General features: G+C 73.1%; 19 protein-coding genes. 16 read left to right on the forward strand and 3 right to left on the reverse strand.

The window, feature by feature from the left end:
- Positions 1–50 precede the first annotated feature (50 nt).
- The 3 genes from NMK44_RS01060 (at position 51) to NMK44_RS01070 (ending at position 4709) form a co-directional block, all read left to right on the forward strand.
- On the forward strand, positions 51–2120 hold the full coding sequence (locus NMK44_RS01060) for an APC family permease (protein WP_254737210.1): 2070 nt from the start codon (positions 51–53) through the stop codon (positions 2118–2120).
- Positions 2121–2266: 146 nt separating this feature from the next.
- On the forward strand, positions 2267–3610 hold the full coding sequence (locus NMK44_RS01065) for a class I SAM-dependent RNA methyltransferase (protein ID WP_254737211.1): 1344 nt from the start codon (positions 2267–2269) through the stop codon (positions 3608–3610).
- 148 nt (positions 3611–3758) lie between these two features.
- The gene (locus NMK44_RS01070; protein WP_254737212.1) at positions 3759–4709 is read left to right on the forward strand and encodes a CPBP family glutamic-type intramembrane protease; all 951 of its coding nucleotides are present in this window, start codon (positions 3759–3761) and stop codon (positions 4707–4709) included.
- A 12-nt stretch (positions 4710–4721) separates the two neighbouring features.
- On the opposite strand, the gene NMK44_RS01075 is transcribed toward NMK44_RS01070, so the two are convergent.
- Positions 4722–5396 (reverse strand): GntR family transcriptional regulator, encoded by a 675-nt coding sequence (locus NMK44_RS01075; RefSeq protein ID WP_254737213.1) that lies wholly within the window; start codon positions 5394–5396, stop codon positions 4722–4724.
- A gap of 164 nt (positions 5397–5560) precedes the next feature.
- Between NMK44_RS01075 and lhpI the strand changes: the two genes are divergently transcribed.
- A complete protein-coding gene (gene lhpI, locus NMK44_RS01080) occupies positions 5561–6511 on the forward strand; it encodes a bifunctional Delta(1)-pyrroline-2-carboxylate/Delta(1)-piperideine-2-carboxylate reductase (RefSeq protein ID WP_254737214.1) in 951 nt (316 codons plus the stop codon).
- Positions 6512–6515: 4 nt separating this feature from the next.
- Here the strand turns inward: lhpI and NMK44_RS01085 are convergent, their stop codons facing one another.
- Both NMK44_RS01085 and NMK44_RS01090 read right to left on the reverse strand, forming a co-directional pair.
- A complete protein-coding gene (locus tag NMK44_RS01085) occupies positions 6516–7043 on the reverse strand; it encodes a hypothetical protein (RefSeq protein WP_254737215.1) in 528 nt (175 codons plus the stop codon).
- Positions 7036–7587, reverse strand: a complete 552-nt coding sequence (locus tag NMK44_RS01090; protein ID WP_254737799.1) for a ribonuclease FAU-1 family protein — start codon at positions 7585–7587, stop codon at positions 7036–7038. Before NMK44_RS01090 ends, NMK44_RS01085 begins: the two co-directional genes overlap by 8 nt.
- A 259-nt stretch (positions 7588–7846) precedes the next feature.
- On the opposite strand from NMK44_RS01090, the gene NMK44_RS01095 reads away from it, so the two are divergent.
- From NMK44_RS01095 to argF, 12 genes are all read left to right on the forward strand, one after another.
- Positions 7847–9019, forward strand: a complete 1173-nt coding sequence (locus NMK44_RS01095; RefSeq protein WP_254737216.1) for an AAA family ATPase — start codon at positions 7847–7849, stop codon at positions 9017–9019.
- A gap of 238 nt (positions 9020–9257) precedes the next feature.
- Positions 9258–9572: a nucleotide pyrophosphohydrolase gene (locus NMK44_RS01100; protein WP_308358159.1), complete on the forward strand. Its 315-nt coding sequence runs from the start codon at positions 9258–9260 to the stop codon at positions 9570–9572.
- A gap of 155 nt (positions 9573–9727) precedes the next feature.
- A complete protein-coding gene (locus NMK44_RS01105) occupies positions 9728–10213 on the forward strand; it encodes a DUF6099 family protein (protein ID WP_254737218.1) in 486 nt (161 codons plus the stop codon).
- Positions 10214–10231: 18 nt separating this feature from the next.
- Complete coding sequence (locus NMK44_RS01110) at positions 10232–11155, forward strand: LLM class F420-dependent oxidoreductase (RefSeq protein ID WP_254737219.1); 924 nt, start codon at positions 10232–10234, stop codon at positions 11153–11155.
- 67 nt (positions 11156–11222) lie between these two features.
- A complete protein-coding gene (mmuM, locus tag NMK44_RS01115) occupies positions 11223–12233 on the forward strand; it encodes a homocysteine S-methyltransferase (RefSeq protein ID WP_254737220.1) in 1011 nt (336 codons plus the stop codon).
- A 33-nt stretch (positions 12234–12266) separates the two neighbouring features.
- Complete coding sequence (locus NMK44_RS01120) at positions 12267–13901, forward strand: 3' terminal RNA ribose 2'-O-methyltransferase Hen1 (protein WP_254737221.1); 1635 nt, start codon at positions 12267–12269, stop codon at positions 13899–13901.
- Positions 13898–16516, forward strand: coding sequence for a polynucleotide kinase-phosphatase (locus tag NMK44_RS01125; RefSeq protein ID WP_254737222.1), 2619 nt, complete (start codon positions 13898–13900; stop codon positions 16514–16516). Before NMK44_RS01120 ends, NMK44_RS01125 begins: the two co-directional genes overlap by 4 nt.
- A gap of 293 nt (positions 16517–16809) precedes the next feature.
- Complete coding sequence (locus NMK44_RS01130) at positions 16810–17529, forward strand: Crp/Fnr family transcriptional regulator (protein ID WP_254737223.1); 720 nt, start codon at positions 16810–16812, stop codon at positions 17527–17529.
- 398 nt (positions 17530–17927) lie between these two features.
- Positions 17928–20033: a hypothetical protein gene (locus NMK44_RS01135; RefSeq protein WP_254737224.1), complete on the forward strand. Its 2106-nt coding sequence runs from the start codon at positions 17928–17930 to the stop codon at positions 20031–20033.
- Positions 20034–20047: 14 nt separating this feature from the next.
- On the forward strand, positions 20048–20860 hold the full coding sequence (locus tag NMK44_RS01140) for a hypothetical protein (protein WP_254737225.1): 813 nt from the start codon (positions 20048–20050) through the stop codon (positions 20858–20860).
- 177 nt (positions 20861–21037) lie between these two features.
- A complete protein-coding gene (locus NMK44_RS01145; protein WP_254737226.1) occupies positions 21038–22267 on the forward strand; it encodes an arginine deiminase in 1230 nt (409 codons plus the stop codon).
- Between the two features lie 160 nt (positions 22268–22427).
- Positions 22428–23432 carry an ornithine carbamoyltransferase gene (gene argF, locus NMK44_RS01150; RefSeq protein WP_254737227.1) on the forward strand — a complete coding sequence of 335 codons (1005 nt, stop codon included), beginning with the start codon at positions 22428–22430 and terminating at the stop codon, positions 23430–23432.
- The last annotated feature ends 12 nt before the right edge of the window (positions 23433–23444 follow it).

Genomic DNA, 23444 nt, shown 5'->3' on the forward strand with positions numbered 1-23444 from the left:
GGGGGCAGGCGGCTGGGCGGGGGCCGTACCTACCGCATACGATCCTCTGCGTGTCCAAACTGACCGACCTCCCGAAACGGATCCTGATCGGGCGGGCGCTGCGCAGCGACAAGCTGGGGGAAACCCTTCTCCCGAAGCGCATCGCGCTCCCCGTCTTCGCCTCCGACCCGCTGTCCTCCGTCGCGTACGCGCCGGGACAGGTGATGATCGTGCTGTCCGTGGCGGGGGCGTCGGCCTACAGCTACAGCCCGTGGATCACGATCGCGATCATCGTGCTGATGTTCACCGTGGTCGCCTCGTACCGCCAGAACGTGCACGCGTATCCCAGCGGAGGCGGTGACTACGAGGTCGCCACCACCAACCTCGGCCCCAAGGCGGGTCTCACCGTCGCCAGCGCCCTGCTGGTCGACTACGTGCTGACGGTGGCGGTGTCGATCTCCTCGGGAGTGGAGAACCTCGGCTCGGCCGTGCCCTTCTTCGTCGAGCACAAGACGCTGTGCGCGGTCGCGATCATCCTGCTGCTGACGCTGATGAACCTGCGCGGGGTGCGGGAGTCGGGCAAGCTCTTCGCGATCCCCACCTACGTATTCGTGGGCGGCGTCTTCGCGATGATCATCTGGGGTGCCTACCGGGGGCTGGTCCTCGGCGACGACATGAAGGCGCCCACCGCCGGTTACGAGGTCCACGCCGAACACACCGGGCTGGCCGGGTTCGCGCTGGTCTTCCTGCTGCTGCGGGCCTTCTCCGACGGCTGTGCCGCGCTGACCGGCGTCGAGGCGATCAGCAACGGCGTCCCGGCCTTCCGCAAGCCCAAGAGCCGGAACGCGGCCTCGACGCTGGCGCTGATGGGCGGCCTGGCCGTCACCATGTTCGTCGGCATCATCACGCTGGCCATCGTCACCGACGTCAAGATGGCCGAGAACCCGGCCCGGGACCTGCTGGACAAGGGCGTGGCGCTCGGGTCCGACTACACCCAGAACCCGGTGATCTCCCAGGTCGCCGCGGCCGTCTTCGGGGACGGCTCGATCCTCTTCGTGGTGCTGGCCGCGGCCACCGCGCTGGTGCTGTTCCTGGCCGCCAACACCGCGTACAACGGCTTCCCGCTGCTGGGCTCGATCCTGGCCCAGGACCGCTATCTGCCCCGTCAGCTCCACACCCGCGGCGACCGGCTCGCCTTCTCCAACGGCATCGTGCTGCTCGCCGGGGCCGCCGCGGTCCTCGTCTACATCTACGGCGCGGACTCGACCCGGCTGATCCAGCTCTACATCGTCGGTGTCTTCGTCTCCTTCACCCTCAGCCAGACCGGCATGGTGCGGCACTGGAACCGGCACCTGGCCACCGAGCGCGACCCGGCGGCCCGCCGCCGGATGGTCCGCGCCCGTGCGATCAACACCTTCGGTGCCTTCTTCACCGGTCTGGTCCTGGTCGTGGTGCTGCTGACCAAGTTCACCCACGGCGCCTGGGTCGCGCTGCTGGGCATGGTCATCTTCTACGTCACCATGACGGCGATCCGCCGCCACTACGACGGCGTCTCCGAGGAGCTCGCCGCCGCCACCGAGCAGCTCGACGAGGAGGAGGTGCGCCCCTCCCGGGTGCACTCCATCGTCCTGGTCTCCAAGGTCCACAAGCCGACGCTGCGCGCCCTGGCCTACGCCAAGCTGATGCGCTCGCACCGGCTGGAGGCCGTGAGCATCAGCGTCGACCCCGCCGAGACCAAGGCCCTCCAGGCGGTGTGGCACGAACGCGGTATCGACGTCCCGCTGAAGATCCTCGACTCCCCGTACCGCGAGATCACCCGGCCGGTCATCGACTACGTCAAGGGGCTGCGCCGGGAGAGCCCGCGCGATGTGGTCTCCGTCTACATCCCCGAGTACGTGGTCGGCCACTGGTACGAGCACCTGCTGCACAACCAGAGCGCGCTGCGGCTCAAGGGGCGGCTGCTGTTCACCCCGGGCGTCATGGTCACCTCCGTGCCCTGGCAGCTGGACTCCTCCGAGCTCGCCCGCAAGCGGGCGCGCAAGCGGGCCGAGTGGAACGCCCCCGGCGCGGTGCGGCGCGGTCCGGTGACCCCGCCCAAGAGCGAACGGACCGGCGCCAAGTCGCAGACCCCGGGGCGCTAGCCACGGTCCGGCCCGGGGCCCGGGCCGGACGGAACGAGGGAGGGGTGGCGGCGCGTAGACTGGTGGGCTGTTGTCCCACCGCCGGACCGCGTCCGCGGCCGGGCGCCGTCCCACCACCCCCTCACCCCACAGGAGCCGAGCCCGCCATGCACCGTGAACCCGAGGCGTCGCTGGTCGGCGAGGAGTACGAGGTCGAGGTCGGCCCGGTGGCCCACGGCGGTCACTGCATCGCCCGCACCGAGGAGGGCCAGGTCCTCTTCGTCCGGCACGCCCTGCCCGGTGAGCGGGTCGTGGTCCGGGTCACCGAGGGTGAGACCGGCGCCCGCTTCCTGCGCGCCGACGCGGTGCGGGTGCTGGACGCCTCCAAGGACCGCGTCGAGGCTCCCTGCCCGTTCTCCGGACCGGGGCGCTGCGGCGGCTGCGACTGGCAGCACGCGGCCCCCGGCGCCCAGCGCAGGCTGAAGGCCGAAGTGATCACCGAGCAGCTGCACCGCCTGGCCGGACTCACCCCCGAGCAGGCCGGCTGGGACGGCACCGTCGAGCCCGCGCCGGGCGACAAGGTGGGCCGCGGCGAGGTGCCCGCCTGGCGCACCCGGGTGCAGTACGCCGTGGACGAGCAGGGCCGGCCCGGTCTGCGCCGCCACCGCTCGCACGAGGTGGAGCCGGTGGACCACTGTCTGATCGCGGCCCCCGGCGTCACCGAACTCGGTATCGAGAAGCGCGAATGGCCGCAGATCGAAACGGTGGAGGCGATCGCCGCCACCGGTTCCTCCGACCGTCAGGTCGTCCTCACCCCGCGGCCCGGCGGCAGGCTGCCGATCGTCGAACTCGACCGTCCCGTCTCCGTGCTCCGCGCCGCCGAGTCGCGCGGCCGGGACCGGGTCCGCCTGGTGCACCGCGTCCACGGCCGGCCCTTCGTCCGCGAGCGCGCCGCGGGCCGCACCTGGCGGGTCGGCGAGGGCGGCTTCTGGCAGGTCCACCCCAAGGCGGCGGATCTGCTGGTCGAGGCCGTGATGCAGGGTCTGATGCCGCGCAAGGGACACACCGCGCTCGACCTGTACTGCGGTGTCGGACTGTTCGCGGGCGCGCTGGCCGAACGGGTCGGTGAGACCGGCGCGGTGCTCGGCATCGAGTCCTCCAAGCGCGCGGTCGAGGACGCCCGTCACAACCTTCAGGACTTCGACCGGGTCCGCATCGAGCACGGCAAGGTCGAGCAGGTACTGCCCCGCACCGGTATCACCGAGGCCGATCTGATCGTCCTGGACCCGCCCCGCGCGGGCGCCGGCAAGGAGACCGCGACCCGCCTCGCGGGCATGGGCCCGCGCCGCATCGCCTACGTCGCCTGCGACCCGGCTGCCCTCGCCCGCGACCTGACGTACTTCGCCGCGGCGGGCTATGTCCCGCGCCGGATGCGGGCGTTCGACCTCTTCCCGGTGACGCATCATGTGGAGTGCGTGATGATCCTGGAGCCGCGCCGCGAGGACGGCTGATCCGGGCACCCCGTCCGGTGGGCCGAAGGATGTAGTCCGCTTTCCCCCTCCAGCAGGAGCCCGGGCCCCGTACCGCCGGTGAGGATGAGAACGGGGCGGGCGCCGGCGTCGGGCGCGCCGTCCCGTTCGGATACGGGGGAGTGGGCAGATGGCGGGATCTCATGTCGGCGGGAGCGGGGCCTCGGGTGCCGGGGCGCTGGGCCGGGCCCTGGTCGGTGGGCTCGTCATGGCGACGGCGCTGGGGGTGGGGACCGGGCTGGGTCCGGCCCTCGCTGATGTGGTGGGGGCGTCGGGGCTGGTGGCGCGACTGGTGCCGGCGGCCCTCGTCACGGCTCTCGCCCTTTCGCTGGTGGTCGTGGCGCACCGGGGGCGACCGTTCCGGCGGCTCGGGTTCGGCGGGCCCGGGGCGAGCGCGGTCGCCTTTCTGACCGGCGCGACGGTGACAGCCGTGGCGGCGGCGCTCGTGCTGGGTGCGGCGACGGCGGGGGGTCTGCTGCGCTGGTCGGATCCCGATCCCGGTGCGCTGGCCGGGTTCCTCGCCTCCAACGCGGTGGTCGCCCTGCTGCTGGAAGCCCTGCCGGAGGAGACCACACTGCGCGGCTACACCTGGATGTCGCTGCGCTCCCGGTTCGGAGGCAAGGGCGCCGCGCTGGCCACCACGGCGGTGTTCCTGCTGGTCCCCGGGGTGTCAACGGTCGTGGCGGCCGGGGCCGCACGGCTGGTCGGACGGGACGCGGGGCCGATCGGTGTCGCGCCGGGCGGACAGGACCCGGTCGACTATCTCGTCCTGATCGTGGTCTTCGGGCTGACCCTGGTCGCGGCCCGGACGGCCCTGGCGCGGGCTCCGCTGTGGACCTCCATCGGCGTCCATCTGGCCTTTCTGACCGTCAACCGGATCGCCCTGGAGGGCGACGGGCGTCACGCGGGCTGGTACGTCGAGCACGGCGCGGGGACCGCGGGTCTGCTGGTGCCGGTATATCTGCTGCTGGTCGCGGGCGTGTTCGCGCTGTGGGGACGGCGTACGCGACGGCGTCGCCGGGAGGGCGCGGCGCACGCGGCGGACATGCCCCGCCCGGGGGCGGTCTACGCGGTGCGCTGACGGGGCTTGGCGTCAGGCGGAGTCCGGCGCGTCGGGGCGTGCCCACTCGGCGCGGATATGGTGCAGATGTGCGCGCAGCAGGCTCTCCAGGCGGGCCGTGTCCCGCTCGGCGACGGCGGCCAGGATGGCGCGGTGCTCACCGGCCGCGGCGCCGAGCGAGCCGCGCGCGGCGAGCGCGTCCATGCCGTAGAGCCGGGTCCGGTCGCGCAAGGCGGCCACGGTATCGACAAGTCGACCGTTGCCGCCGAGTGCCAGCAGTTCGAGGTGGAACCGCCGGTCGGCGTCGAGAAGACGGGGCACGTCGCGGGCCTCGGCGGCGGCCTCGATCTCCTCCGCGATCGACTCAAGGCGGCGCAGGTCCTCCGGTCCGGTGTGGGCGGCGGCCTTGAGGGTGCCGGGGATCTCCAGGAAGAGCCGCATCTCGTGGATCTCGTCGAGGTCGTGCTCGCTCATCGGGACGACGCGATAGCCACGGTTGCGAACGGGCTCCAGCAGCCCCTGGCTGACCAGCGTCAGCAGGGCCTCGCGCACCGGACTGCTGGAGACGCCGAGCCGGGTCGCCAGCGCCGCCGCCGAGTAGATGTCGCCGGGACGGATCTCACCGGAGACCAGGGCCTGCCGGACCATCGCGAGGATCTGGTCGCGCAGGCTGGTGCGGTGCAGCGGTGCGGATTCCGGTTCGGTCACCTGGTGCCGCTCCTCTGCTGCGCCGCTGATCTGCCGGTATTCCACGGACCCTTGACGCCGGGGCGAGGGCGGTTGCATCGTACCCGGCACTGGTGGCCGGTAACCGGTTACTGGTAGGCAACATGCTGTCCGAACCGTCAGCCGCCTCACGCCCCAGGGACGCCATGCTGCACTTCACCGCCGAGGACACCGTCCGTGCGCTGCCGTTCGACGCGCTGGTCCCCGCGCTGCGACAGGGCTTCGCCCGCGGTGCCCACACCCCGCCGCGCCACCACCACACCCTGGACGAACGGAGTGACGCCACCCTGCTCCTGATGCCGTCGTGGACCCCGGGGACCTGGGCCGAGGGCGACTTCGTGGGCGTCAAGCTGGTCAACGTCTTCCCCCGGAACGCCGACCAGGGGCGTCCGGCGCTGTCCTCGGCCTACCTCCTCGCCAGCGCAGCCACCGGTGAGCACCTGGCGCTGATCGACGGCAACGAGCTGACCCGGCGCCGCACGGTGGCCACCTCCGCGCTCGCCGCGTCCTACCTCGCCCGCCCGGACAGCGCGACCCTTCTGGTCATCGGCGCGGGCCACATCGCCCGTCTCGCGGCCGCCGCGTACCGCAGTGTGCTCGACATCCGGACCGTGCTCGTCCATGACCGCACCTCCGCACATGCCGAGCGGCTGGCAGGGCAGTTGCGCGCGGAGGGGATGGACGCGCGGGTGGCGCCGGACCGGGCCGAGGCGGTGGCCTCGGCCGATGTGATCAGCTGCGCGACGCTGGCCACCGAACCCCTGGTGCGCGGCGAATGGCTGCGCCCGGGCGCCCATCTCGATCTGATCGGCAGCTTCCGGCCCACCATGAGGGAGGCGGACGACACCTGCGTACGGCGCGGTTCCGTCTACGTCGACACCCCCGTCGCGCTGGAGGAGTCCGGCGACCTGACCCAGCCGATCGCCTCCGGCGCGCTCGACCGGGACGGGGTGGTGGGCACCCTGCCGCAGCTGTGCCGGGAGGAGGTGTCAGGCCGCCGCGGCGGCGAGGAGATCACCGTGTTCAAGACCGTCGGCAGCGGACTCGCCGACCTGGCTGCGGCTGCCCTGGTCTACCGCGGGGCGACGGCCGGCTGAGGCGTCACTGTGCCTCGTGCAGGGCGGTCCGCGCCGCGTCCACGAACACGGTCAGGGCCTCCCAGAACGGCCGGTAGGCGCTGTCGAAGCGGCCCGCCGCCTCCGTGTCCCCGGCGCGCATCGCGCCCAGCGCGCGGTGGAAGCGACCGGTCGACTTCTGCAGCGCGTTCGCCGCTGCGGCAGCGGCGGCCGGGCCCTCCAGCTCCACCACGCGGACGCAGCGGCGCAGCTTGCCGTACTCGTCGCGTTCGCGTTCTGCCAGTTCGTCCAGGACCGCGGGGCGGCGCCGGACCTCACCGGTCCGGTCGGCCGCGGACACCTCCCAGTACAACTCGCCCATACCGTGGGCCTGTTCGATGAGGTCCAGATAGGCGGTGCGCCGGCTGTCGCGCAGCCGCTCCGCCCGCTGGGCGAGCGCCGCGGTGTCCGCCTGTATACGGGCCGCGCGGGTGTTGCCGCGGCTGGTGACCCAACTGGCCACGACGGCCGTGCCACCGGTGAGGGCGGCGATCCAGAAGGTGTTGTCAGCCACGGCCGTCCCGGGCCGCTGCCGTGCTCCCGGCGAGCAGGGCGTCGAACCCGCCCTCTCGCACCAGCCGTTCCAATTCGTCGAGCGCCTCACGGGCCCGTCCGGCGGCGGTCGGGTCGCGCTCGGTGAGTCCGCTCTCCAGGAACTCGTCCTCGTCCAGCCGTAGTACGGATGTCCGGTCGGCCGAGACCCACAGGTCCAGATCGAGGTCGGTGACGACCAGGGTGTCCGGCTCGACCTCGGTGGGCCGTGTGATGTCGCAGTACCAGCCCTTGAGCGCACCGGAGGCCGACCGGACTTCCTTGATCGCGTACCAGCGGTTGCGCCAGTAGTGCTCGGTGAAGACGTCACCGCTCTCGAAGCGGACGAAGCCGAAGTCGCGCACCGCCGCTCCGGCCCAGGGGGCGCGCACGGTCACCCGTACGCCGTCGTCGGCCACCACGGTGGCGGGGTAACGGACGTCGGGGCGAGGGTGTTTGACGAGTCTGACCGTGATCCCGCCGCCCGGTATCAGGGTGCCGGGCGTCGTGGTGTCCGTGCCGCTCATGGTGGTTTCGCTCTCCCCGTGTCGGTCGTCGTGCTCTTGCTCGTACGTGTCGCGCGGCGCCCGGTGGGCCATGAGCTGTGGCCGTTCGGCGCCGGTGCCGCCGTCGAGCCTTTCGTACACGTGGTCACAGCGGCCACTCCATTTCCCTGGTCATCCGGCGGCTCAGAGTCATCTTCGGTAACCGCCCTTATCCCCCGATGGTAGGAAGATACGGAAGGCGTAACGGTTCGCCGGTATATTCCAGGGATATGTTCCGGGCATGAGCGCATCGGGGCTGCTGCCCAGGACCGAACTGCGGCCCATCGTCTCCGAGTTGAGGCTGTCGGCCTTCAAGAGGCACCGCCGTGCCTCCTTCTCGCTGGGTCCGCTGACCTTGATCTCCGGCCCCAGTGGCAGCGGCAAGTCCGGTGTGCTGGAGGCGTACGCGGCCCTCGGACGGCTCGCGGGCGGCGCCCGGCTCCCGGAGGTGTTCCGCGATCCGGCGGCGTACATCCCGCGCTGGGCGCGGCCGGACCGGCAGGGGCGGCGCGGCTTCCGGATCGGCTGCACGGTGGACGGCCCCGTCGGGCCGGTGCGGCTGGACGTCGCCGTACAGGCCGAGCCCGAGTTGCGGATCGTGGGCGAGCGGCTGACCGGCGCGGGGGAGATCCTGCTGGAGACCGCGCTGCGCGACCCGGGGCGGCGCTGTGTCCAGGCGGCCTGGCACACCGCCGGGGCGGTCGCGGTCACCCGCGCGCCGCTGCCCGACGACCGGCTGGCCACCTCGCTGCTGCCGCTGCGGGTGGCGGGCACCACGGAGGGGCAGCGGCTGGCGCTGTCCGCCGCCGAGCAGGTGGTCATCGCGCTGCGTTCGGTCTTCCCCTGCGATCCGCGGCCGGAGCGGATGCGGGCACCGGCGCCGCCGCGCGACGGCCGGTTACGCGGCGGCTGCGAGAACCTGGCGGCGGTACTGCGGCGGACCAGCCGGGAGTGCGGCAGCCGCCACGCGGCGCTGGTCGCGGCGGTCCGGGCGGGCTGTGCGGGGCCGGTCGAGGGTCTGGTGACGGAGGGGTGCGCGGACGGGGTCGTGCGGGCCCTGCTGGAACAGGGCCCGCTGGGCTCCATGCCGGTGGAGCGGCTGGGGGACGGCGAGTTGCGGTACATCGCGCTCGCGCTGGTGCTGCTCACCGGGCCGGGGGTGCTGGCGGTGGACCCGGCGGCCGATGTGCTGCCCGCCCGCCAGGCGCTGACGGTGCTCGCGGACGGGTTCGACCGGTGCCTGGACCGGCGGCAGGCCCGGGAGCTGGTGGGGGTGGCGGCCCGGATGTGCGCACGGGGGCACATCCGGCTCGTCGGCACGGTCGGTGCGGTGGGGGCGGTGGGGGACCTGACGGGGGCGTTGGGGGGCGCCCCCGTCACGGTGGTAGACCTGGGGCGTGAGCGAGTCTCCTGAGAGCCAGTCCCTGAACAGTCAGTCCCTGAAGAATCAGTCGCCGGATGGTCAGTCGCCCGGGAGCCAGCCGGTCGGCGGTCAGCCGGTCGGGAGTGGATCCCCGATGGGTGGGTCCCAGGCCGGCGGGTCCTCGACGAGCGGGTCCTCGACGAGCGGGTCCGCCGTGGGCGCGGAGCCCACGGGCGGATCCGCGGGCGATGGGACCCGTCCGTCCGGGGGCCGCACCGACGGCCTCGACGTGGCGGGACTCCAGGGCAGACTGGCCGCGTTCGCGGCGGCACGCGACTGGCAGCAGTACCACACCCCCAAGAACCTGGCAGCGGCGCTGAGCGTCGAGGCGTCGGAGCTGGTGGAGATCTTCCAGTGGCTCACGCCGGAGCAGTCGGCGCGAGTGATGGAGGACGCGGAGCAGGCCGCCCGCGTCGAGGACGAGGTCGCCGATGTGCTGGCCTATCTGCTCCAGTTCTGCGAGGTGTTGGGGGTCGACGCACTCGCCGCGCTCTCCGCGAAGGTCGACCGCAATGAGGCACGATTCCCGGCGAAGGCCCCCTGAACCCCGTCCGTCACTCTCGGTAGTGGCGAGGTTATCCACAACGCAACTGTTGTCAACAGATTCCTGAATTCCCCTAGCTTTTCGGCCTGTTAGTCATCACTCTGGGTAGTGGAGGAGTGACGGGTGCGAGAAATCCGTTGAGAGGGGAGCGGGGCATGGACGCGATGCGGCTGATCGGTGTCACGCGGCACGCCCTGGCCAAGGCCGGGAGTGTGCACGACATCGTGGCCGAAGCCTGGCAGGTCCAGGCACTGGCAGAGGCGGTCGGCGGATATTTCGTGGTCAGCGGCCCGGCGGCGGCGCGGGCCGAGGCGCGAGGGCTGTGCGAGGCGGGTGGCAGGGCGCGGGGCGCCCTCTTCCACCCCGCGTTGCACCACCCGGCGCTGCACAGCGGCGGCTTACGGGCGGCGCAGCTGTCGGAGGTGCGGGACCCCAAAGCGGTGCTGCTCGCGCTGGGGGACCTGCTGGCGGAGGCGGGGTTCGCCCTGGTGGGAGTGGCGTCCAACACCGAGGAGGAGGCGCTGTACTGGCAGTGCGTGGAGGCGATCGACGCGGCGGACGAGGCCAGGGACCGGGTGCACGGCATGCTCAGGCACCTCACGGTGCGGGAATGGAGCGGGGAGTGGGGCGGCGCGGCATGACGAGGCAGGATGGAGTGCATGGATCTTCGCATCTTCACCGAGCCCCAGCAGGGGGCGAGCTACGACACCCTGCTGACCGTTGCCAAGGCCACCGAGGCCCTCGGCTTCGACGCCTTCTTCCGCTCGGACCATTACCTCCACATGGGCGATGTCGACGGACTGCCTGGCCCGACCGACGCGTGGATCACCCTGGCCGGGCTGGCCCGCGAGACCCGGCGGATCCGGCTCGGCACCCTGATGACCGCCGCCACGTTCCGGCTGCCGGGCGTGCTCGCGATCCAGGTGGCGCAGGTCGACCAGATGTCCGGCGGCCGGGTCGAGCTGGGGCTGGGCGCGGGCTGGTTCGAGGAGGAGCACCGGGCCTACGGGATCCCGTTCCCGAAGGAGAAGTTCGCCCGGCTGGAAGAGCAGTTGGAGATCGTCACCGGTCTGTGGGAGACATCGGCCGGGGAGACCTTCGGCTACGACGGGGCGCACTACCAGCTCGCCGATTCGCCCGCGCTGCCCAAGCCCGCGGGGAACAGGGTGCCGGTGCTGATCGGCGGTCACGGGGCGACCCGCACTCCGCGGCTGGCGGCGCGGTTCGCGGATGAGTTCAATATGCCCTTCGCTTCGGTCGCCGACAGCGTGCGGCAGTTCGGCCGGGTGCGGGAGGCAGCCGAGGCCGCCGGTCGTAAGGGGGACGACCTGGTGTATTCCAACGCGCTGGTGGCGTGCGTCGGCAAGGATGACGCCGAGGTCGCACGGCGGGCCGCGGCGATCGGCCGGGAGGTCGAGGAGCTGAGGGAGAACGGATTGGCGGGGTCCCCGGCCGAGGTCGTCGACAAGATCGGCCGCTATGCGGAGGCCGGAGCGTCCCGGATCTACCTCCAGATCCTGGACCTGGACGACCTCGACCACCTGGAGCTGATCTCCTCCCAGGTCCAGGCACAGCTGAGCTGATACGCCGCACGCCGCGCCGCCCGGACCAGTCCCAGCCCCGCCAGCCCGCCGACCAGGAGCACCCACGATGTCCGCCCGATCGATGTCCTTCACCGCCGCGCTGGAAGGCCCACCACTCGTCCTCGACGGCGGATTGTCCAACCAGTTGGAGGCGCAGGGCTGCGATCTGTCCGACGACCTCTGGTCGGCGCGGCTGCTGGCCGACGAACCCGGGCAGATCGAGGCCGCGCACCGGGCCTATGCGCGGGCGGGCGCACAGGTGCTGATCACCAGCAGCTATCAGGCGACCTATGAGGGGTTCGCCCGCCGGGGGGTGGGCCATGAGGCGGCGGCGGAGCTGCTGCGACGCAGCGTGCGGCTGGCCCGGAGCGCCGCGGAAGAGGTGGCTGCGGCGGCCGGGGCGGGCGGTCCGGCCGGGATGGCTGGCCGGGAGGCGGCTGGCGGCGAGCCGGGACCGGTCGGGGCTACGGAGAAGGCTACGGAGAGGGCCGGTCGGGTGTGGGTGGCCGCCTCCGTCGGCCCGTACGGCGCGATGCTCGCGGACGGCAGTGAGTACCGCGGGCGGTACGGGCTGAGCGTGGCGGAGCTGGAGCGGTTCCACCGGCCGCGGATCGAGGCACTGGCCGGGGCCGCACCGGATGTGCTGGCGCTGGAGACCGTGCCGGACAGCGAGGAGGCGGAGGCGCTGCTGCGGGCGGTCGAGGGGTGCGGGGTGCCCGTCTGGCTCTCGTTCAGCATCGCGGGGGAGACCACCCGGGCCGGGCAGCCCCTGGCCGAGGCGTTCGCCCTGGCCGCCGGGAACGATCAGGTGGTCGCCGTCGGCGTCAACTGCTGTGCGCCACAGGACGCCGACCGGGCCGTGCGGATCGCGGCCGACACCACCGGAAAGCCGGTGGTGGTCTATCCGAACAGCGGAGAGGAGTGGGATGCGGTGGCACGCGGCTGGCGCGGGCGGCCGACGTTCGGGGCGGACCGGGTGCGGGCCTGGCGGGACGCCGGGGCACGGCTCATCGGTGGCTGCTGCCGGGTGGGACCGGACCGGATCGCCGAGTTGGGCGACGTGCTGAGAAAGCATTAGGAACGAGGCCGCCGGACGGCGATACTCGGACGGGTGTTCCTGACGATTACCACCACCGGCACCGATGAGCGCCCCGCGACCGACCTCGGGTTTCTGCTGCACAAGCACCCCGACAAGGCGCAGCGGTTCTCCACCTCCCACGGCACCGCGCATGTCCTCTACCCCGAGGCGACCCCTCAGCGCTGCACCGCGGCGCTGATGCTCGAGGTGGACCCCGTGGCGCTGGTGCGGCGCGGGCGCGGCAAGGGCCGGGGCGGCGCGCCCGACTCCGCGCTGGCGCAGTACGTCAACGACCGTCCGTACGCGGCCTCCTCACTGCTGGCCGTGGCGCTGAGCAATGTCTTCTCCAGCGCTCTGCGGGGCCAGTGCAAGGCCCGGCCCGAGCTGCCGGTGCGGCCGCTGCCGCTGCGGATCGAGGTGCCCGCGCTGCCCGCCCGCGGCGGTGCCGAGCTGGTCGAGCGGCTCTTCGCACCGCTGGGGTGGACGGTGACGGCCGAACCGGTCGTATTGGACGAGGAGTTCCCCGAATGGGGTGACTCCCGGTACGTCCGGCTGGTGCTCGAGGGAGAGCTGCGGCTGGCCGACGCATTGCGCCATCTGTATGTGCTGCTGCCGGTGCTGGACGACGCCAAGCACTACTGGGTCGCCCCGGACGAGGTGGACAAGCTGCTGCGGTCCGGGGAGGGCTGGCTGGAGGACCACCCCGAACAGCGGCTGATCACCAGCCGCTATCTGGCCCGCCGCTGGTCGCTGACGCGCAACGCGCTGGAGCGGCTGGAGCTGGCCCGGCTCGCCGAGGCGGATGACACCGAGGTGGAGGAGATCGACAACGCGGTCGCCGAGACCACGGAAGAGTCCGGCGCCGAGGGGGACGGCGACGGGACACCGGCGACCGGGGGAGGAGTGGGTGACGGGGAGACGGCGGATGCCGGGAAGCCGGTGCCGCTGGCCGTCCAGCGGCGCGAGGCGATCCTCGAGGCGCTGCGCGGCACCGAGTCCGCCCGGGTGCTCGACCTCGGCTGCGGACAGGGCCAGCTGCTGGCGGCGCTGCTGAAGGACGTGCGGTTCACCGAGATCGTCGGTGTCGATGTGTCGATGCGCGCGCTCAACGAGACGGCGCGGCGGCTGCGGCTGGACCGGATGTCCGAGCGGCAGTCGGCCCGGCTGAAGCTGATGCAGGGGTCGCTCGCGTACACCGACAGCAGGCTGCGCGGCTATGACGCGGCGGTGCTCTGCGAGGTGATCGAGCATGTGGATCCCCCGCGGCTGCCCGCCCTGGAGTACGCCGTGTTCGGCGCCGCGCGGCCCCGTGCCGTCGTGCTGACCACGCCCAACGTCGAGTACAACGTGCGCTGGGAGACGTTGCCCGCCGGGAAGGCGCGCCACCCCGACCACCGCTTCGAATGGACCCGGGAGGAGTTCCGCGGCTGGGCCCGGCAGGTCGCCGAACGGCACGGCTACACCGTGGAGTTCCGCCCCGTCGGACCGGACGACCCCGAGGTGGGGCCGCCCACTCAGCTCGCGCTGTTCCGCCTCGGTGAAGGCGACCCAGGCACCGACGGCGGCACAAGCGCCGACCACAGCACGAGCACCAGCAACAGCACAAGCACCAGCAACAGCGGCACCGAGACCATCAGCACCACGACCGCGAAGGAGGCGGCCGCGTGACCGACACCGACCTCACCACCGCCAGGCGCAGCCTCGCCGTACCCGACCTGTCCCTGGTGGTCCTCATCGGCACCACCGGTTCCGGCAAGTCCACCTTCGCCCGGCGCCACTTCCTGCCCACCCAGGTCGTCTCCTCCGACGTCTGCCGCGGGCTGGTCGCCGATGACGAGAACGACCAGAGCGCCACCCCCGACGCCTTCGACGTCCTGCACTACATCGCGGGCAAGCGGCTGGCGGCCGGCCGGCTGACCGTCGTGGACGCCACCAACGTCCAGCCCGAGGCCCGGCGCTCTCTGATCAGGCTGGCGCGCGAGCACGACGTCCTCCCCGTCGCCATCGTCCTCGATGTCCCCGAGGCCGAGTGCGTCCGGCGCAACGCGGCGCGGCCGGACCGCGCCGGGATGCCCACCCATGTCATCCCGCGCCAGCGCCGCGAACTGCGCCGCTCCCTGAAGTCCCTGGAGCGCGAGGGCTTCCGCAAGGTGCACGTCCTGCGCGGCCCGGAGGAGGTCGAGGCCGCGGAGATCACCACCGAGCGCCGCTACAACGACCTGCGCCACCTCACCGGTCCGTTCGACATCGTCGGTGACATCCACGGCTGCCGCTCCGAGCTGGAGACCCTGCTCGGTCGGCTGGGCTACGTCCTGCGCCGTGACGAGCGCGGCCGCCCGGTCGACGCCAGCCACCCCGAGGGCCGTACCGCGGTCTTCGTCGGCGACCTCGTCGACCGCGGCCCCGACAGCCCGGGGGTGCTGCGCCTGGTGATGGGGATGGTGGCCTCGGGCGCGGCGCTGTGCGTGCCCGGCAACCACGAGAACAAGCTCGGCCGCTACCTCAAGGGCCGCAAGGTCCAGGTCACCCACGGCCTCGCCGAGACCGTGGAGCAGCTGGAGCGGGAGCACACCGAGGACCCGGAGTTCGGCGACCGGGTCCGGGTCTTCATCGAGTCGCTGATCAGCCACTATGTGCTGGACGGCGGGGCACTGGTGGTGTGTCACGCCGGGCTGCCCGAGAAGTACCACGGCCGCACCTCGGGCCGCGTCCGCTCGCACGCGCTGTACGGGGACACCACCGGTGAGACCGATGAGTTCGGGCTGCCCGTGCGCTATCCGTGGGCCCAGGACTACCGGGGCCGCGCCGCCGTGGTCTACGGCCACACCCCGACCCCCGTGGCCTCCTGGCTCAACAACACCATCTGTCTGGACACCGGCTGTGTCTTCGGCGGCCGGATGACCGCACTGCGCTGGCCGGAGCGGGAGCTGGTGGACGTCCCGGCCGAGCGGATCTGGTACGAGCCGGTGAAGCCGCTGACCAACGAGGCCCCGGGCGGGTCCGAGGGCCGTCCGCTGGACCTCGGCGACGTCCGGGGCCGCCGGGTGGTGGAGACCCGGCACATGGGCCGGATCGCGGTCAAGGAGGAGAACGCGGCGGCGGCGCTGGAGGTGATGAGCCGGTTCGCGGTCGACCCGCGGCTCCTCGGCTACCTCCCGCCCACCATGGCGCCCTGCGCCACCTCCACGGAGGAGGGCTATCTGGAGCACCCGGCCGAGGCGTTCGCCGCCTACCGCGCCGACGGGGTACGCGAGGTGATCTGCGAGGAGAAGCACATGGGCTCCCGCGCGGTGGCCCTGGTCTGCCGTGACGAGGAGGTCGCGCGGAAGCGCTTCGACGCACCCGACGGGGTGTCCGGCATGGTGTACACCCGCACCGGCCGGCCGTTCTTCGACGACCCGGCGCTGACGGAGACCGTGCTGCGCCGGGTGGGCCGGGCCGTCGAGGGCGCCGGGCTCTGGCAGGAGCTGGACACCGACTGGCTGTTGCTGGACGCGGAGCTGATGCCCTGGTCGCTGAAGGCCGCGGGGCTGCTGCGCAGCCAGTACGCGGCGGTCGGCGCAGCCTCGCGCGCCGTCCTGCCCGGTGTGCTCACGGCGCTGGAGGGCGCGGCGGCGCGCGGGGTGGAGGTGTCGGGGCTGCTCGACAAGCACCGGGGCCGCGCCGCGGACGCGGCGGCGTTCACCGACGCCTACCGGCGCTACTGCTGGCCCGTCGACGGGCTGGAGGGTGTCCGGATGGCGCCGTTCCAGATCCTTGCCGCACAGGGCCGCAGCCTGGCCGCGCTGCCGCACGACCAGCAGCTCGCGCTGATCGACCGGATGGTCGAGGCCGACGCGCCGGGCGACGGCACTCCTGAGCGGGAGCAGCCACTGCTCGTCCCCACCCGCCGTCTGATCGTCGACACCGAGGACGACGCCTCCCGCGCCGCCGGAACGCAGTGGTGGCTGGACCTGACGGCGGCCGGGGGCGAGGGCATGGTCGTCAAACCGCTCCAGGGCTTTGTGCGCAAGGGCGACGGCCGTCTGGTCCAGCCGGGTGTGAAATGCCGCGGCCGTGAGTACCTGCGCATCATCTACGGCCCGGAGTACACCCGTCCGGACAATCTGGACCGGCTGCGGGTGCGCCACCTCGGCCACAAGCGCTCCCTCGCGCTGCGGGAGTACGCGCTCGGGCTCGAGGCGCTGGACCGGCTGGCCGACGGTGAGCCGCTGTGGCGGGTGCACGAGGCGGTCTTCGCGGTGCTCGCGCTGGAGTCCGAGCCGGTGGACCCCCGGCTGTAGCCCAGCCCGCCGGAGCCGTCCGCCGGAGCCGTCCGCCGGAGTCGCACGTCGGAGCCGCACGTCGGAGTCGCACGCCGGAGTCTGCCGGAGTCCGCCCGAGTGGCGGGCTCCGGCGTGCGGCGCCGGGGCACGGCGGGGCGCGACCGGCGCGAGACCATTGACGTGACCGTGCCAGCTGCCTAGCGTGCTGCTCGATCCCATCGTCGCCTTCCGATCGTCTCCACCAGCAGACCGACTCCAGCCCTTCGGTTCTCCGCGAGCGTGACGACCAACGAGCAGAGCGGGGAGGGCGGATGAGTCTCTTCGAGGACGGGCGGCCGTTCCTCCACGCGCTTCCCGCCGACGACCGGCGCGCGCTGCTCGCCCTCGGCAGGCCCAGGGCCTACGCCCCCTCCGAGGTCGTCCTGCGTGAACACGACCGCACGACCTTCGTCGTCGCCATCACCTCCGGCTGGGCCACCGTCTCGGTGGAGACCGAGCGCGGTGTCCGGCTGATCCTCGCGCTGCGCGGCGCGGGCGAAGTCGTCGGCGACCAGGCCGCGGTGGACCACGGTTCGCGCAGCGCCACCGTCACCGCGCTCGGGCGGATGGAGGCGGTGGTGGTCTCCGGCGACCGGTTCCGCGCCTATCTGGCGGCCCGTCCGGTCGCCACCGTGCTGATCATGCGCCAGTTCAGCTCCCGGCTGCGCAGTTCCGACGGCGAACGGCGCTCCCTCGCCTCCGAGAAGGTGCTTCAGCGGCTCGCCGCGCGGCTGGTCGAACTCGCCGAGCGCACCGGCCATTCCGGCCCCGGTGGCGCCATCACCGTCGATCTCCCGCTGCCGCAGCATGACATCGCCGCCGCCGTGGGTTCGACCAGGGAAGCGGTCGCCAAGGCGCTGCGGCTGCTGCGCGACCAGGGCGTCGTACGGACCGCCGCCCGCCGCTTCGAGGTGACGGACTTCGGCCTGCTGCGGCTGCTGGCCGAGGGGCGTGCGACGGGCGAACAGATCCCGGCGCGTCCCCGCGACTGAGCGCCGGCGCGTACGCCCCGCCCGTTTCCGCGACTGTGTAAACGGCTACAGCCCCCGGACTGCTCCCTGGGCACGCTGGACGGGCACGGGAGCGGGACCGTGTGCGACGGGGGTGCACACGGCCCGGCGCCCGGTACGGGAGAGGGGCGGCGGGACGGGCAGGGGGAGAGACGTCCCGCCGCCCGCTCCGGACCCCGCCACCGGCGGGCCGACAGCCGGGCACCCGGTCGGCAAGGCACAGGCGGCACGAAACCGGGCGGCGCGGCACCGGGCGGCGCGGGCACAGGCGGTACGGCACAGCGCCCCGGGCCCCGGGCCTCCCGCACCCCACACACCCCCACGCGAAGACGACGAGCCCCCGGCCAGCCGGGGGCGGGCGGCGCGAAGGACGGCGGGCCATGAACGGAACCGAGAACACCGACCTCACCGCGGACACCGGCATCCGGCGGCTGGACATCCCCCAGGGCGGCCCCCTGGACGGTGCGGGCGAGCCGGGCGGCGCCCGCACCGCGCGCGAGGCCCGCGCCCATCTGCACATCGCCGACGGTCCGGCACCGCTGCCCGCCGGGCCCGGCGACGAGGCGTGGTCCGACCTCCCCGAAGGGCCCGTACCCGACGGCGAGTTGGCGCGGCTGCACCGGCTCCACCGGCCCGCCCCCGGCCACAGCGCTCTGCGGGAGCGGCTGCGGCGCACCCATCTGCTCGCGCTGTGCGGCGAACCCGGCACCGGCCGGGCCTGGACCGGTCTCGCACTCCTGGCCGCCTGTGCCGCACGCACCGGAGGCGGGGTCGAACGTCTCGGCCCCGGCCTCCTCCTCGGCACCCCCGCGGAGCGGCAGCGGTTCCACCGCGGTCATGGCTATCTCATCGAACTCCCCGCCGGAACCACCGATTCCATCGACTCCACCGGAGCCATGACCACGCCGGAGCCGTCACCGACGGACAGCCGCCTCGACCGGCTGCGCATCCGGCTCGTCGAACACGGGGCGTTCGCCGTGGTCCTCGTCCCCGGCAGCCCGGTGGCCGAACGGCTGCTGGGCTCCGGCCGTCACGCGCTGCCGTACGAGCCGCCCGCCGCCGACGGCGTCCTCGACGGCCATCTCGCCGACCTGCTCGCGGAGGGCCCCGCCGAACTGCTGGAGCTGGCCCGGTCCACCGCCGCCCGGCCCGAAGTGGCCGAAGCCCTCGGTCTGGACGAGCTGCGCCCCGGTGAGGCGGCGCTCCTCGCCGACCACCTCACCGATCACGCACGGGGGCGGATCTCCGACGCCCGGCTGCTGGCGCACTGCCGGTCGTTCGCCCCGCGCCAGGCGCGTACGTGGTTCACCGCCCCCGGCCGCCCCGACAGCCTGCCCGCGGCCCTGCCCGAACTGCGGGCCGCCGCGCTGCGGATCGCGCTCGCCGTCTTCAACGGCTCCGCGCACAGCCTCACCTCCGAGGCCGCCGAACTGCTGACCTGGGAGCTGGCCGTCACCCTCGACCCCCAGTACGCCCCGGGCCGCCCGCTGTTCACCGCCCGCCCCGGGGCCGCCCCCGCCACCGCCCGCGCGGTGTGCGGCGACGGTGTGGAGGACCTCGGCGAGGCGTCCGTGCCGGTCCGCGCCGTGTGGTTCCAGGGGCGGCGGCTGGCGCCCGCGGTGCTCTGCGAGGTGTGGGACGGGCACCACAACCTCCGCGGTCCGGTGGCCCGCTGGCTGCGGACGCTGTGCGACGACCCGCGTCCGCAGGTCTGGGTGCGGGCCGCGGTCGCCGCGGGGGTGCTGTGCGCCCGCGACTATCTCTACGGACTGGTCGAACTGCTGCTGCCGCTGGTGCGCAGTGACAGCCCGGTGCAGCGGATGGCAGCCGCCACCGCGCTCGCCGAGGCGTCCCGCGCCCCCGAGGTACGCCCCGCCGTGGACGGTCTGCTGCGCGCCTGGGCGCGTGGTGAGGACGAACGCGAGCGCGAGACCGCGGCGCTCGCCCACGGCTACGGCCTGGCGGCGGGTTCGGTCCCGGCGTCCCTGGCGGAGCTGGGCCGGATCGCCTGCGCCGACGGCGGCGTCACCACCTCCTACGGGGCGGTGCGGCTGCTGGCCGGGACCGAGCCGGAAGCGGTGCTGGACGGGCTCACCCACTGGCTGCGCGATCCGCGCAGACCCCGCCGTGACCTGGCGCTGCTGACGGCGCTGCGCGCGGTCACCACCCGCACCTCGTATCTGTGGGGTCTCGCGGAGGTGCCGGAGCTGGAGCCCTACGCCGCCTGGCCGTTGGCCACGGCGCTGCTGGCCGCCCGCCCCGGCTGCGCGCCCCAGCTCTCCGAACTGCTGCGGGCCGCGCTGACCTGGGCCCGTTCGGCCGGTGCCGCCGAGGACGCGCTCGTCGGCTGGATCCGGCGGGCGGCCCGCGACGAACGGCAACTGGCGGTGTTGTGCGGCTTCCTGCCCCGGCTGGCACAGGACGGAGACGAACCGCTCGACGTCCGGGCGGCCACACGGATACGGGAGGTGCTGGAAGCGCTGTGAGGAGAGGAACGGGGATGGTGAAGGAGACGGAGACGGACCGCACGACATGTGCGGAGGAGGAGAGCGGGCCCGGCGGCGTGCGGGAGGCCGCGCCCCGCGACACCCCTGCCCGCCGGTTCTCGGTGACCGGTGCGCGGCGGCTGCGCGAGGCGCTGCGCACCGGCGGGGACGACCTCGCCGCCGCGCTGCGCGAGGCCGACGACGGGGTACTGCTGAGCGCGCTCGACGAGGGGCCGCCCGCAGGGCGGGCCACCCGGATCGTCGTCGAGCTGGTGCGCCGGGCGCCGGAGCGGGGCCCTGGGCTGGCGGACGCGGTCTGCGAGAAGGTGCTGGTCGCCCATCTCTACCTCGATGCCCCGGCCGGTCGCGGGACCCCCGGCGGGGCGGGCCCGGACTCGGACTCGGACCCGGACGCCCGGCTGCGGGTGCGCAACGCGCTGATGCTCTACGAGGGTCTGGTGCGCCCGTACGCGGAGCGCGGGGCGGTGCCCGAGCTGATGGCATGTGTCCTGCCCGGGCTGTGGAGCGCGGGTGACGGCACCGGCGGTGAGGTGGTGCGCCGGATCCTCGGCACCCGGCAGCCCACCGGATTCGGTGAGCGGGGCTGGAAGGCGCTGTTCGGCGCGGTCGCCGAGGAGTGCCGGGAGCGCGAGGAGGAGGTGCGCCGGACCGCCCGGCCGAAGACACGGCGGCGGCGCTTCCGGCCGCGGCGCGCGGCGGACGACGGCGGTCGGATCGATCTGCAACCGGGCCAGCTCTGGGTTTCGGCCCTGCTGGGCTTCATCGCCGTGGCGCTGGTGCTGATCGTGGTGCTCGCGGCGGGATGAGCGGGCCGTCACCCGCTGTGCCCCCGGCCCCCGCCCCGGCCCCCGCCCCGACCGCGGTCCGCGGCGGCGCTCCCGGCCCTCCGCGACCGGGCCGGGGGAAGGCAGGTACCGGACATCCTCGCGGATACGTGTGTCGCGAGACGTTCACCGTGGGCCCACAGCGGCGAAGATGGGTGCATGGGATTCCACGTGGACTCCGAGGCCGGGCGGCTGCGCCGTGTCATCCTGCACCGCCCCGACCTGGAGCTGAAGCGGCTCACACCGTCCAACAAGGACGCACTGCTCTTCGACGACGTCCTGTGGGTGCGACGGGCCCGCCAGGAGCACGACGGTTTCGCCGATGTGCTGCGCGACCGCGGTGTCGAGGTCCACCTCTTCGGCGATCTGCTCGCCGAGAGCCTCGCCCTGCCACCGGCGCGGTCGCTGGTCCTGGACCGGGTCTTCGACGAGAAGGAGTACGGCCCGCTCGTCACCGACCACCTGCGCGCCGCCTTCGACGAGCTCACCGCCCCCGAGCTGACCGAGGCGCTGATCGGCGGAATGACCAAGCGGGAGTATCTGGCGCGGTACCCGGAGCCGGTCTCCGTCCGGTTCCACGCCATGGACGCCGATGACTTCCTCGTCAATCCGCTGCCCAATCACCTCTTCACCCGGGACGCCTCCGCATGGGTCTACGACGGGGTCTCCATCAACGCGATGCGCTGGCCCGCCCGCTGGCACGAGACCGTCCACTACGAGGCCGTCTACCGGCACCACCCGCTCTTCGCCGACGAGGACTTCCACGTCTGGTCGGAGGGCCAGGCGGCCTACCCCTCGACGATCGAGGGCGGCGATGTGCTGGTGATCGGCAAGGGCGCGGTGCTGATCGGCATGAGCGAGCGGACCACCCCGCAGGCCGTGGAGATGATGGCCCACCGGCTCTTCGCGGCCGGTTCTGCCCGCACCATCGTGGCCCTGGACATGCCCAAGGGGCGGGCCTTCATGCACCTGGACACCGTGATGACGATGGTCGACGGGGACACCTTCACCCAGTACGCGGGGCTCGGGATGCTCCCCTCGTACACCATCGAACCGGGCGCGGGCAGCCATGAGCTCAAGGTCACCGACCATCCGCCCGAGCATATGCACCGCGCGATAGCCGCCGCCCTCGGACTGGACTCCATCCGGGTGCTCACCGCCACCCAGGACGTCCACGCCGCCGAGCGCGAGCAGTGGGACGACGGCTGCAACGTGCTCGCGGTCGAGCCGGGCGTGGTGGTCGCCTACGAGCGGAACGCGACGACCAACACCTTCCTGCGCAAGCGGGGCATCGAGGTCATCGACATCCCGGGCAGCGAGCTGGGGCGGGGCCGGGGCGGACCGCGGTGTATGAGCTGCCCGGTCGAGCGGGATCCCGTGGAAGGGTAGGCGGCGGACCGGCCCCGGAGCCGTACGCCGGAGCCGTACGAAGGAAGCCGCATGAAGGACCCCCTCCATATATATGCAGTCCTTCGTATATGCTTCCATGGTTCCTGGCCGCGGCACCGCCGCCGCAGCCGTGTTCCACCGTGACCGAGGAGCCCACCCCATGGCGATTGACCTCACCGGCCGCCATTTTCTCAAGGAGCTGGACTTCACCGCCGACGAGTTCCGCCGGCTCGTCGGCCTGGCGGCCGAGCTGAAGGCGGCCAAGCGCGCGGGCGCGGAGGTGCGGCGGCTCCAGGGCAAGAACATCGCCCTGGTCTTCGAGAAGACCTCGACCCGCACCCGCTGCGCCTTCGAGGTCGCCGCCGCCGACCAGGGCGCCTCGACGACGTATCTGGACCCGGTCGGCTCGCAGATCGGGCACAAGGAGTCGGTCAAGGACACGGCGCGGGTGCTGGGCCGGATGTTCGACGCCATCGAGTACCGGGGGCACGGCCAGGGCGTCGTCGAGGAGCTGGCCGCGCACGCCGGGGTGCCGGTCTACAACGGGCTCACCGACGAGTGGCACCCCACCCAGATGCTCGCCGACGTGCTCACCATGACCGAGCACAGCGAGAAGCCGCTGGACCGGATCGCCTTCGCCTACCTCGGTGACGCCCGCTACAACATGGGCAACTCCTACCTGGTCACGGGCGCCCTGCTGGGCATGGACGTCCGGATCGTGGCGCCCCGGCTGCTCTGGCCGGACAACACCATCGTGGAGCTGGCCCGGCAGCTTGCCGCCGTCTCCGGCGCCCGGGTCTCGCTGACCGAGGACGTCGAGGAGGGGGTGCGCGGGGCGGACTTCGTCGCCACCGACGTCTGGGTGTCGATGGGGGAGCCCAAGGAGGTGTGGGACGAGCGCATAGCGCTGCTGGGCCCGTACGCGGTGACGATGGACGTGCTGCGCGCGACCGGCAATGCCGCGGTGAAGTTCCTGCACTGCCTCCCGGCCTTCCATGACCTGGGCACCGACGTGGGCCGGGAGATCTACGACCGGCACGGGCTGACCTCGCTGGAGGTCTCCGAGGAGGTCTTCGAGTCCGCGCACTCCGTCGTCTTCGACGAGGCGGAGAACCGGATGCACACCATCAAGGCGGTGCTGGTCGCCACGCTCAGCACGCCCTGACGCCGCCGGCGC

Origin of the sequence: Streptomyces cucumeris (genome assembly GCF_024295805.1) — a bacterium.
In the GTDB taxonomy this organism is placed as follows: Bacteria; Actinomycetota; Actinomycetes; order Streptomycetales; family Streptomycetaceae; genus Streptomyces; species Streptomyces cucumeris.